General features: G+C 44.8%; 12 protein-coding genes and 1 other annotated feature. All 12 genes read right to left on the reverse strand.

Going from position 1 to position 12,485, the window contains the following annotated elements:
• Window positions 1–102 precede the first annotated feature (102 nt).
• Window positions 103–813: a YrrS family protein gene (locus NQ095_RS16710; RefSeq protein WP_258264586.1), complete on the reverse strand. Its 711-nt coding sequence runs from the start codon at window positions 811–813 to the stop codon at window positions 103–105.
• Window positions 814–942: 129 nt separating this feature from the next.
• Window positions 943–2,700, reverse strand: coding sequence for a peptidoglycan D,D-transpeptidase FtsI family protein (locus tag NQ095_RS16715; RefSeq protein WP_258264587.1), 1,758 nt, complete (start codon window positions 2,698–2,700; stop codon window positions 943–945).
• Between the two features lie 89 nt (window positions 2,701–2,789).
• A complete protein-coding gene (gene greA / locus NQ095_RS16720; RefSeq protein ID WP_258264694.1) occupies window positions 2,790–3,266 on the reverse strand; it encodes a transcription elongation factor GreA in 477 nt (158 codons plus the stop codon).
• A 173-nt stretch (window positions 3,267–3,439) separates the two neighbouring features.
• Window positions 3,440–4,075 carry a uridine kinase gene (udk, locus tag NQ095_RS16725; protein ID WP_060670737.1) on the reverse strand — a complete coding sequence of 212 codons (636 nt, stop codon included), beginning with the start codon at window positions 4,073–4,075 and terminating at the stop codon, window positions 3,440–3,442.
• 5 nt (window positions 4,076–4,080) lie between these two features.
• Window positions 4,081–5,358, reverse strand: a complete 1,278-nt coding sequence (locus NQ095_RS16730; RefSeq protein ID WP_258264695.1) for a peptidase U32 family protein — start codon at window positions 5,356–5,358, stop codon at window positions 4,081–4,083.
• Between the two features lie 33 nt (window positions 5,359–5,391).
• On the reverse strand, window positions 5,392–6,321 hold the full coding sequence (locus tag NQ095_RS16735; protein ID WP_258264588.1) for a peptidase U32 family protein: 930 nt from the start codon (window positions 6,319–6,321) through the stop codon (window positions 5,392–5,394).
• The gene (locus NQ095_RS16740) at window positions 6,318–6,965 is read right to left on the reverse strand and encodes an O-methyltransferase (protein ID WP_258264589.1); all 648 of its coding nucleotides are present in this window, start codon (window positions 6,963–6,965) and stop codon (window positions 6,318–6,320) included. The genes NQ095_RS16735 and NQ095_RS16740 overlap by 4 nt, the downstream gene beginning before the upstream one ends.
• Window positions 6,966–7,156: 191 nt before the next feature.
• Complete coding sequence (gene mltG / locus NQ095_RS16745; RefSeq protein WP_258264591.1) at window positions 7,157–8,299, reverse strand: endolytic transglycosylase MltG; 1,143 nt, start codon at window positions 8,297–8,299, stop codon at window positions 7,157–7,159.
• Between the two features lie 163 nt (window positions 8,300–8,462).
• Window positions 8,463–8,753, reverse strand: coding sequence for a DUF1292 domain-containing protein (locus NQ095_RS16750; RefSeq protein ID WP_060670747.1), 291 nt, complete (start codon window positions 8,751–8,753; stop codon window positions 8,463–8,465).
• A 14-nt stretch (window positions 8,754–8,767) separates the two neighbouring features.
• Window positions 8,768–9,184: a Holliday junction resolvase RuvX gene (ruvX, locus tag NQ095_RS16755; RefSeq protein WP_258264592.1), complete on the reverse strand. Its 417-nt coding sequence runs from the start codon at window positions 9,182–9,184 to the stop codon at window positions 8,768–8,770.
• A 3-nt stretch (window positions 9,185–9,187) separates the two neighbouring features.
• Window positions 9,188–9,454 carry an IreB family regulatory phosphoprotein gene (locus NQ095_RS16760; RefSeq protein WP_034757362.1) on the reverse strand — a complete coding sequence of 89 codons (267 nt, stop codon included), beginning with the start codon at window positions 9,452–9,454 and terminating at the stop codon, window positions 9,188–9,190.
• A gap of 83 nt (window positions 9,455–9,537) precedes the next feature.
• Window positions 9,538–12,171 (reverse strand): alanine--tRNA ligase, encoded by a 2,634-nt coding sequence (alaS, locus tag NQ095_RS16765; protein ID WP_258264593.1) that lies wholly within the window; start codon window positions 12,169–12,171, stop codon window positions 9,538–9,540.
• A gap of 61 nt (window positions 12,172–12,232) precedes the next feature.
• Window positions 12,233–12,450, reverse strand: a binding site (T-box leader).
• Between the last annotated feature and the right edge of the window lie 35 nt (window positions 12,451–12,485).

Here is a 12,485-nt window from a genome sequence, read left to right on the forward strand (position 1 = left end):
CCAGCGCAATACCGGGGTCATTTACTAGCAGCATAGGTCCTTTTTTATAAACTGTCCATTATTAGGGGCGCAGTTCAGATTGGAAGGACCTTTTTATTTAAATCAGTCTTTATCATTTTCCTTTAATTCCTGCACTTTCGTCGGCTGCCATCCTTTTCCGTCGACCCATTGCAGATACACACGGTAAGGAGTTTGGGTGTCTTTTGCCGTCACGGTCGCCATGGACTTCTGAGGACCGCCATTCCCTTCCATCCACCAGACGGTCATGTTGCCTTCAGGGATGCCTGTAGCGTAAGAAGTAGCCTTGATTTTCTCCTGCCAGTCGACCGATCCTTCATCATAGACAGATACATGTTCACCTGTCTGCTCGGTGCCGATCGGCTTCCAGTCGGGATGCACCATGGTTTTCACTACATTCGGTTCGGTACCTTCCTCGACTTTCATCTTACTTTGGTCTTCCCCATCTAATGCGACAGAATCTTGATCATCATCAGAGGACTCGTCTTTCTTTTGTTCATCCTCTTTTTTCTTATCTTCGTCTTTTTGTTCATCGTCCGCTTTATCCTTGGAATCGTCTTTCTCATCCATGGAAACGGAGTTGTCTTTTTCTTTCCCCTTGTCGCTGTTGTCAGCATCCTTGGTTTCTGAATTTTTCGGAGCGTCTGTTGTTGCCTTTTCGTCTCCGCCCCCTCCCAAAACGATGGTGCCTCCTACCACGACAATTAATAGAAGTACGATTGCAATCATTATGTTTAACAGTTTATTTGTATTCTTTTTAGATCGTTTATCTAATCGAGATTGGTATTTCGCCATTTTATTCCCTCCCTATTATCCTAAACATTTTAACATGATAAGAGGAAAAGAATAAAGCGAAACATTATCCATACCGGGATGATTCAGCTATAAAGGGAAAAAGGTCACAGGACTCATGGGACTTCCCTTCTACTCTTGATCAAGCCGGTAGACAGCATCCACGCTGTCCTTGAAGATCGGGTAAATCCCTCCTTCGCCTATGGTCACGTCCATGTTGACGGCAACGAGGGCGTATTTGGGGTCTTCGAAGGGAAAGTAGCCTGCGAACCATTTATTATATAATTCGTTTTCCTTCACGGTTTCTCCCCGGTAATTCCCTGTCTGTGCCGTTCCAGTCTTTCCGGCGATGGTGTAGGCGGCGTTTTGCAAATATGGAGCCGTACCTTCCGGTGAGTTCACCACACCTCTCAGGTACTGCTGAAGCTTCATGGCCGTGAATGGGGTGATCGTCTCCCCCTCTACCTTCTGTTTAGGAAAGGAAAACATATTGGTCCCATTTTGATACTGCACGGAAGAGACGGCACTCACCTGAAATTTCTCTCCTCCCCTGGCAATCGTGGCCATCATATTGGCGATTCCGAGTGGGGTTACCCGGACTTCCTGTTGTCCGATACCTGTTTGAGAAACAAGTTTAGGCTCGCCCCTGTCCCCATCTGACGCGAAGATCCTTCCTTCACTCACTTGAAGCTGTGGAAAACTTTCGTAATGAAAGACATCGCCCCGCCAGGCAATATCTCCAAGCAGTCCGATCTTCTCGGCATACTCATCCAGGAGGTGATCATCTTTCTCTGTGAGCTCTTTGGCAAGGTCCGCAAACGTTCGGTTACAGCTGACGGCTATGCTCGTCTTTATATTAATGTTCCCGTGAGGCTTTTCGGCGGCCTCGCCACGGATGTCTTCATCACAAGGGAAAAGCCTGCGTTCATCCACGATTCCTTCATCCATGGCTGCAGCTGCGACAACGGTCTTGAATACAGAACCAGGGATCAGCGCTTTCAGCATGTAATTCGTGGCCCCTCCACTGAATGGGTCACGGCTCTTCATGGCTGGTCTTGAAACACTGGCGAGTATTTCACTACTTTCGATATCAAGGAGCAACAGCCCCCCTTTTTGAATGTTATACGTATCTGCCACTTCTTCCAGTGCCTGCTGCATCCTTCTATCGATGGTCGTTTTCACATTCAGCGGGTAAAAGGGGTTGGCCGGGGCCAGATACTTTACATCCACCCCGAATAATGGTCCTCCCCTCGCATCGACATGATAAATCAATTTCGCTTCCTCTTCTGCCACCAGCCATTCATCAAAGCTTTCCTGAAGTCCTGACACCCCGATTTTCTGATTGGCGCCCTTTACTTTGTCAGGGTAGCGTTCGTGGAATATATCTGTATTTTCCCCCGTAACCCCGATCAGCTGGGATGCAGGTAACTCGTCGCTTTTAAACTTTTTCGTAAGGGCAAACACTCCCTGTATTTCAAGAGAATTAATTTCCTTCATCTGTTCTTCTGAAAGCCTTAAGGGCTCTTTCCCTCCGAAAACGATCGGCCCTTGTGCTTCCTCCACTTTCGTTCGGATCGTTTCTTGAGGAACATGAAGGATGTCTGCCACTTTTTCCACCGGCCAATCCAATTGTTTAAGAAACGGAAAAAGGACGAGAACATTTTTTTCTGTAAACGTAAGGGGTTCACCGTTCCGATCGAGAAACTCCCCCCTGCCTTCATCGATCACCAATGCTTGAGTCCTTTGCGCGACGCTTTCTTCTAGAAGATTGATTTTATGTTTGGAATAGGATTCAGTCTGAAATAATTGCAATTGCATCAATCTCCCTGAAAGTCCAGCGAGAGCAAGTAATAAGACGATACTGAACAACCTGATTCGTTTCCGTTTCATTTTGTCACCTCGTCCCCATTGTTGACGAGTTTTATGCGAATTAATCATAAAAAAAGAAGAGGCTCAAATTGGAGCCCCTTCCCGTTTGATCAGCTTACTTCTACAATCTTGACGCTCATTTCCCCACCTGGAGTCTGAACATTCACTTTAGCGCCTACTTTATGTCCAAGAAGGCTTTTCGCAATCGGTGAATCATTTGAAATCTTTCCTTCAAATGGATCCGCTTCTGCACTACCGACGATTGTGTATGTTTCTTTATCTCCGTCCGGCAATTCGACGAACGTCACTTTTTTACCTAATTGAACTGTATCTGAATTCATATCATTTTCTTGAATGATCTTCGCATTGCGAATCATATTCTCTAAAGTGGAAATACGTCCTTCAACGAATGCCTGTTCATCTTTCGCGGCATCGTACTCAGAGTTCTCGGATAAATCCCCGAAGCTGCGGGCGATTTTGATGCGCTCAACGACTTCTTTACGTTTAACCGTTTTCAAATTCTCCAGTTCTTTTTCTAACTTCTCTTTACCTTCTGCTGTCATCGGAAATACTTTATCTGTACTCATGACCCTCTTCACTCCTTTTCTATCTAAGAGCTTCCCCATGCTCCATATGTAAATGTTCTACGTATGTAAAGGGAGGGAATGGAGGTGGAATTTCTTCTCTCTCCATTCCCTGATTCTTTACATTGTGGGAAAATGCTAAATCTCGCCTATATGTCTTTATCTATGCTATCGTATTACAAAAATGACTTTTGTTCAAGAATTGTTTGAATTTTTGTTACCATTAAATCGATTGCCACATGGTTATGACCGCCTTCAGGGATGATGACGTCGGCATATCGCTTCGTCGGTTCGATGAATTGATTATGCATCGGGCGAACGACAGTAATGTATTGATCGATGACGGAATCTATGGAACGTCCTCGCTCTTTAATGTCGCGAAGCATCCTTCTGATGATCCGAAGATCCGCATCTGTATCTACATAAAGCTTGATATCCATTAAGTTACGCAATCTTTCATCTTCTAATACTAAAATTCCCTCTAAAATTATCACATCTTTCGGTTCAACCAGGATCGTATCATCCGAACGGGTGTGCATTTTATAATCATACACCGGCTTATTGACGGGCTGGTGGTCCAATAGACCGTGCAAATGTTGAATTAACAAATCATTATCAAAGGCTAATGGATGATCATAATTGGTTTTCAAACGTTCCTCGAAAGGTAGATTCGATTGATCTTTATAATAATAATCCTGTTGCAGCATTAAAATCGAATGACCTTGGAATTGCTCATAAATGGCTTTGGTGACACTCGTCTTACCTGAGCCGGATCCTCCTGCTACACCAATCACAACGGGTTTCTGCTTCATAAGTATTAGGTGTTCTCCTTTCGCATCATGTTATCAGGATATACTCTCTGATGAACGTTGAATTTCACAATTTGGAGTGGGTGGCGGGCTACTTCAAGTTCATTTCCCCGTTCATCCCACATTTTTTCTATAACCTGCGTAAAATTGGAGATTTCAGGACCGAAAAACTCTACTTCCTGACCGGCCTTAAAATGGTTCCGTTGCTGTAAGGTGACGATTTGCGTTTCTTCGTCGTAGTCCAATACTAGTCCGACAAATTCATAATTTGTATTCTTCTTGTTGTGGACTCCGAACATCTGCTCCTTGAATCCGGGGACCCCTTCAAAAAATGCAGTGGCCGTTTCACGATTCGCGCATTTCTCAAGCTCCTCGAGCCACTCCTTCTGAATCTTGAAGTTATCCGGATCTTTACAGTATTCATCTATCACTTTGCGGTATACACTTACCACCGTTGCCACATAGTGAATGGACTTCATCCGCCCTTCGATTTTCAAACTGTCGATACCCAATTCAATCATTCCAGGAATGGATTCGACAAGCTTCAAATCTTTCGGACTCATGGCAAAAGGAGCATCTTCTTTATCATAAAGAGGATTTTCCCCGTCTTCATTCAGTTCATATAAGTCGTAGTCCCAGCGGCATGACTGACAGCAGCCGCCGCGGTTTGAATCTCTCGCCGTCATATGGTTACTTAATGTACAACGTCCGGAGTAGGCAATGCACATCGCTCCGTGAATGAAAGTCTCAATCTCTATATCCACTTTCTCTTTCATTTCCTGGATTTCCTTGCCGCTTGCTTCACGAGCAAGCACAACCCGGTCCAGTCCTTCTTCTTTCCAGAATTGGACAGCTTTCCAGTTTGAAAGGGACTGCTGTGTACTTAAGTGCACCTCTACATTCGGCGCCACCCTTCTGCATGTTTCAATGATAAGGGGGTCTGCGACAATGATCCCCGCTACTCCGGCTTCATCGAGTCCCCGAAGATAATCTTCAAGCCCATCCATGTTCTCATTATGGGCATAGATATTCGTGGTAACATAGATCTTTGCACCATATTCCCGAGCAAACTCCACGCCTTCTTTCATATCTTCAAAGGTGAAATTACCGGCATTTGATCGCAGTCCATATTCCTGCCCGCCGATATAGACGGCATCTGCACCATAATGGACAGCAATCTTCAATTTTTCCAGATTACCGGCAGGAGCCAGTAATTCAGGTTTCTTCACAATGACACGCTTACCGTCTACCACCTTCGATATCGGCTTTTTCAAAACCGTGGTCATCATAACTCCTCCGTTCTGATCAGTCTATCGTTCTTAATATACGGTTTCTTTAAAGAAGAATCCTGTATCCAAAGGACGATTATCCGGTTGGAGGCTTTTCGCTTCTTCCAGAAATTCGTCTTTCTGATCCTCATACCGCTCTTCGTCTTCTGCACATAGATCAATGGCCTTGCGATACAATTTCGTCACTTCCAGAATGTAAGCCGAAGACTTCATCACTCCATCGATCTTGAAAGAGTCGACACCCGCATCTATCATTTCACCAAGCTCATCGATGATGCACATATCATTCGGGCTCATGATGTGCGTGCCGTTCCCGTCTTCAAAGATAGGATACTTATTATGACGCTCCTCATCGTGAAGAAACATATTGCGCTGTTCTTTTCTGTTTTCGATTTCCATCACTTTGCCTTGATATTCAAAATAATTTCCGAGAAGTGAGCGTTTGGATTGAAACATGCAGGTCATACCATGCACCTGGACCTCGATTTCGACCTCTGCATGTTCTTTCATTTCAACAATGCTATCCATGCTTAATTCGCGGGCGAGTACAGCTCGCTTTGCACCTTTTCTGCCCCAGTAATTACAGGTATACCAATTGGTGGCTGTCGTTTCCGTATTCCAGTGAAGCTTCATCTCATGAGCCACCTCACGTGCAGCCATCAATACGGCGGGGTCACCGAAGACAATGGCATCTGCGCCTCGCTCTTTAAGAAATGCAATATAGTCATCAAGTTCGGCGATTTTATCGTTGTGAAAGAGGGCATTCATCGCCACATATACTTTCTTATTATGTTTGTGGGCCACTTTGACGGCTTCCCCCACATCTTCCCTGGAGAACTCCCCGGCAAGCCTCAGACCGTACCGCTCTTCACCGATCATGAAGGCATCGGCGCCTGCAGATGCCAACGGTTCAATATCGGATACACTGGCAGGGGTTACAAGAAGCTCCGGCTTTTTCATCGTTGTTCACCTCTTTTTTTACTGATGGCGATTCCGTCACCGACAGGTAGAATACTCGTGTCGAACTCTTCGTGATTCATTAGCCAAGCGTTATAATTCTGGAGTTTCTTGACCATGTTCCTAATTCTTTTCTGTTCGACATGTTCCTCTGCAACAAGTCCTTTGAATAAGACATTATCCGAGTAAACGACGCCATTTTCTGCAAGCATCCCGGAGTATAGTTCAAAGAATTTAAGGTACTGCCCTTTGGCAGCATCTATGAAGATGGCATCGTATGGTCCGTGCTTTTCCACTTCTTCGGCAAGCTCCAATGCATCACCGAACAGGGGGACGACCCTTTTGCCATCTTCAGAACGGGAGAGGAACCCCTGTGCTGCTTCGAATCTTTCTTCATCCCGCTCAAGGGTGACGACCGTCGCGTCAGGGAGTGCCCCCGCCATGCGGAGGGCCGAATATCCGATGGCCGTCCCGATTTCAAGGATCACTTTCGGCTGTTGGATCCGTAACATCCCGAGAAGTGCTTCGATTCCGACCAGTTCCATGATGGGAACATTATGAACTTCTGCATATTGCTCCATCTCGGAAATTATGGCCGGACGTTCTTTCACGATTGATTCTATATAGCCAATCACTTGTTCGTTCATATATAAGCCTCACGATCATGATCATAAATGGTATCGGGTAACGCTTCTTTCTAAACATGAAAAGAAGAAAGCCACAATGAGCTTTCTACTTCATACGCCTATCAAGATCACGCCCGTATATAAAAATAACTTGTACTATTTTACCACACAGAGAAGAGGAAAGCGAATATTTCTTTCCTCTTCTCATAGGGCTATTCTTTTTTATCGGTAATATATTTTGCTTTTTTCTCGTTATGTTCATCCAGTGTTTCAGAATAATAAACCGAGCCGTTGGAAGCAGCCAGGAAATAATAATACTCTGTATCCTCTGGCTGCAGGGCAGCTTCAATTGAAGACAAGCCTGCATTCGCAATCGGACCAGGCGGCAATCCCTCGACCTGGTACGTATTATAAGGCGACTTCACTTCAAGATCCTTGTATACGGTTTTATCTTTATGCTTCCCTAATGCATATAAGACCGTCGGATCTGTCTGAAGGGGCATTCCTTCTTCCATACGATTATAGAACACACTTGAAATTTTCCCTCTGTCTGCTTTTTCCGTCGCTTCTTCCTCTATGAGGGAAGAAAGGGTGAGAAGCTCATGAGGCGTATAATCGTTTGCTGCCATGGCTTCCTGGTATTGAGCCAGCACTTCATTTGTTTGCGCGATCATCTTCTTAAGGATTGTGTCTAAAGATGGCATCTTTTCATAGAAAGGGTACGTCGCAGGATAAAGATATCCTTCCAGCGGCCGTTTGATTTCTTTCTTGAAAATTTCATCTGTAATCAATTCCGGATATTCCTCTTTTAATTGCCCGAGCCATTTCTTATCATTTAATTTCTTTTCAATCTCATCTTTTTTATATGGGGACTTATCAGCGATGATTTCTGCGATCTGATCTAATTGAAGTCCCTCTGGAATGGTAATCTTAAATTCCGCTTTTCTCATGACCTTACCCGTCTTCAAGCTATTGACGATTTCATTCAATGTCATGGAAGGAGTCAAATCATAGGAACCTGCCTGGAATCCGGCTTCGTTATTGAATTTTACGTAATACTTAAAGACTGTTGAATTCTTAACGATCCCTTTGTCCTCGAGGATCTTTCCAATACTCGAAACCCCTGAGCCAATAGGTATGTCCACTTTCACAGGTTTCGTATCATCGGGATCAACCGGTTTCAGGGCTGAATTCACATAAAGGTAGCCGCCAATGGCCGTTCCCCCTATGACAATGACAAGACAAAGAATGACAAGTCCTACTATTTTTCTAATGACTTTGGCCTCCTCTTGCCTTTCAAGTAATTTCTTCATAAGTGTCTCTTTAATTTTTTTCTTTTCTACCAACGCTTTCATTTCCCCCTTTCGAGCAAAAAAGCGGGCTATCCGTCATGCGTAATTCGACATCATCTCCACTATTATACAATATTTTGCACAAAGTGAAACAGGGACCTGCAAAAAGGGGGGATTTTTTGTCCCTTTTTGCGGTCCCTGTTTCATATAGTCCTATAACGACTGCTTATTCAGCGTCTTCTTCTTCATCAAGGAAAGTGTTTAACATTTCTTCGATCATGTCCCACTCTTCTTCTGTTTCAATCGGCTTCAATTCGCCTTCCTGACCTTCGTCCCCAGGGCTGAATGCAGATGCATGAATTTCGATTTCTTCTTCGTCGTTCTCATCTGCTCCAAGTGGATAGTAAAGGACATAAGATTTATTGAATTTATCTGATTCAAATGTGAAAAGGACCTCACATAATTGCTCATTTCCTTGTTCGTCAACTACTGTAATTTGTTTTTCTCCGTGTTCCATGAACATTCACCTCATTATTTTTGGCTGTCAAGGTATCCTTGAAGGATCATCATCGCAGCCATTTTATCAATCACTTTCTTACGTTTCTTCCTGCTTACGTCGGCTTCTAAAAGTACTCGTTCAGCAGCCATTGTGCTCAGTCTTTCATCCCAGTATTTAATGGGAAGGGATAACTCCTGTTGAATCAATTCTCCATAAGCTTTAGACGCTTCCCCACGTGGACCGATCGTGTTATTCATGTTTTTAGGCATTCCAACCACAACGGTATCCACCTGGTATTCCTCGGCAAGTTCCTTTAGTCGATCCATCCGGAACACACCTTGATCTTCGTCGATCTTAATCGTTTCAATTCCCTGAGCTGTCCAGCCGAGCTCATCGCTGATTGCGACTCCGACTGTTTTAGAGCCAACGTCTAAACCCATTACACGCATCTATTATCCCTCTTTGTGTTGTTTCAAATACGATTTGACTAATTCTTCGATGATTTCATCACGTTCTAAACGGCGGATGATATTTCTGGCATCTTGATGTCTGGGAATGTAAGCCGGGTCTCCAGATAATAAGTATCCTACGATTTGATTGATCGGGTTGTACCCTTTTTCCTGCAGAGCATCGTGAACCTGTAAGAGCACTTCTTTCACGTCATGTTCGAACGGCTCCTCTGAAAAATCAAACCGCATCGTTTTGTCAAAAGAACTCATTTTTAGCACCTCTCTTTAGGCTTGTCTTTTTGACAACCGAATTGTTAATCGTTACCTACATTGTACACCACTTTCACACGGAGTTAAATGGATTTGACCCATTCTTCTACAAATTGAAGGGCTTCTTCGACTTTTTCCGGGTTTTTACCGCCGGCCTGGGCCATGTCCGGACGGCCGCCGCCTCCTCCACCACAGCGTGAAGCGACTTCTTTCACCAATTTGCCGGCATGATATCCTTTTTCGACTAAGTCATCCGTAACTCCTGCAATAATGGTCACTTTCTCGTCACCAGTTGTTGCCAGTACGATCACCCCGGATGAAAGCTTCTTCTTAAGATCATCCATCATCGTGCGCAGTCCGTTGCTGTCACCGGCTGCCACTTTTGCAGACAGGACATTCACACCATCAATGACCTTCACTCGATCCGTTAAGCTGCCTGCTTCTATGTTAGACAACTTTGCAGATAATGATTCATTTTCCCTTTGAAGCTCTTTCATCTCACCTAATAATGAGTCTACCCGATTGACTACTTCTTTCGGATTCGATTTCAGTTTAGCTGCAACCTCTTTCAGTTGAGATACCTGATCATTCAATACTTTATACGCATTTTCTGCCGTAACGGCTTCGATCCTTCTAGTACCTGCACCGATCCCGCTTTCAGAGAGGATCTTGAATAGGCCGATCTCGGATGTATTGGATACGTGACACCCTCCGCAAAGCTCCAGGCTGTAGTCTCCAATCGATACGACACGTACTTCTGAACCGTATTTCTCACCGAATAACGCCATGGCACCCATCTCTTTAGCCTCGGATAGAGATTTCAGGGCCGTATTCACCGACAGTGCCTTCCAAACTTTCTCATTGACGATGGTTTCGATCCGTTCCATTTCTTCAGGTGACACAGATCCGAAATGGGAGAAATCAAAGCGCAGTCGATCAGGTTCAACAAGGGAACCTGCCTGATTCACATGATCTCCAAGGACATCTTTCAATGCCTGATGAAGTATGTGGGTCGCTGTATGGTTTTTCTCCACTTTTGTCCTGGATTCCCGGGAAACCTTGGCAAGGACCTCGGTACCCTGCTCCAATGTCCCCTCTTCCACTACTGCTGTGTGAAGGTTTTGTCCATTCGGTGCTTTTTTGACTGTTTTGACGAATACTTTCACACCTTCTGCTTCGATATATCCCTTATCCCCGATCTGTCCACCGCTCTCTGCATAGAAAGGGGTCTCGTTTAGGATGAATTGGCATTCCTGACCTGTTCCGACTTTAGGCTGACGTAAATTGTCCACCAATAATTCAAGGACTGTGGCTGTATTTTCAAGTGTGTCATATCCGACAAAGCGGCTTTCCACTGTTATATCACTCAGGATTCCACCTTGCACCTGCATGCTTCCTACATCCTGGCGGGCAGATCTCGCTCTTTCACGCTGACCTTCCATCTCTCTTTCAAAACCTTCATGATCAACCGTCAATCCTTCTTCCTCAGCGTACTCTTCCGTCAGTTCAACAGGGAAGCCATACGTGTCATAAAGACGGAAGACATCTTCACCGGGGATCATGTTACTCCCGGAAGATTTTTGCACCTTGACGATGGAGGAAAGGATAGCCAGGCCATCATTCAATGTCTCATGGAAACGATCCTCTTCATTTTTCACCACTTTTTGGATGAATTCTGCTTTTTGCTTCACTTCCGGATAGAAGTCAACCATGATTTCAGAAACCACAGGAACCAGCTCATACATGAATGGGCGGTTGATTTCGATCTGTTTTGCAAAGCGGACAGCGCGGCGAAGAAGTCTTCTTAAGACATATCCGCGGCCTTCATTGGAAGGGAGGGCCCCGTCACCGATTGCGAAGGAAACCGTTCTGATATGATCGGCGATCACTTTGAATGCGACATCAATATCATCATTCTTGCCGTAGGATTGACCTGAGATCTTTTCCGTTTCCCCGATGATCGGCATAAATAAATCTGTGTCAAAGTTCGTCGGGACTTCCTGAACGACACATGCCATCCGCTCTAGGCCCATACCAGTATCGATGTTCTTCTTAGGAAGCGGTGTATACGTTCCGTCAGGATTGTGATTGAATTGTGAGAACACAAGATTCCATACTTCAAGATAACGATCATTTTCCCCGCCTGGATATAATTCGGGATCTTCCGGATTATCTCCATATTGGGGTCCGCGATCATAGAAGATTTCTGTATTCGGACCACTCGGGCCTTCCCCGATATCCCAGAAGTTCCCTTCGATTCGGATGATCCGTTCAGCAGGGACGCCCACTTTTTGGTTCCAGATGTCAAACGCTTCGTGATCCTCCGGGTGGATCGTGACAGATAGCTTTTCAGGATCGAATCCAACCCATTTGGCATCCGTCAGGAACTCCCAAGCCCATTCTATCGCTTCGACTTTGAAATAATCCCCGATGGAGAAGTTTCCGAGCATTTCGAAAAACGTATGATGACGGGCTGTTTTCCCTACATTCTCGATATCGTTCGTACGAATCGATTTCTGTGCATTCACGATTCTCGGATTTTGAGGGATCACACGTCCATCAAAATATTTCTTTAATGTCGCTACCCCGCTATTGATCCATAATAGGGACGGATCTTCGTGGGGAACCAATGATGCACTCGGCTCTACTCCGTGTCCTTTTTCCTGAAAGAAATCTAAAAACTTCTGACGAATTTCTGCGCCTGTTAATTTGTTCATATCAAGCTTCCTCCTTTATATGTATGGTTAAAAAAGAATACAAAAAAGCCCTCATCCCTAAAACAGGGACGAGAGCTGTTTCTCGCGGTACCACCCTGGTTATGAATAAACGCGATGGCGTCCATTCATCCCTCAATACACCTTAACGCGGCCGGACGGCAGGCTTTACCTGCACTCAGGATTAGCATTCGGTTATCCTTCATCTGAAACCCCTTGCAGCCTGGGGGATTTCTCTCTGGAAGATGGACTATAACGTACTCGGTCCTTCATTGTTTTCATTTTATGCGAATACTTGTATATGTTGGATTATAGAA

It is taken from the genome of Rossellomorea sp. SC111 (genome assembly GCF_024733565.1).
Lineage (GTDB): Bacteria > Bacillota > Bacilli > Bacillales > Bacillaceae_B > Rossellomorea.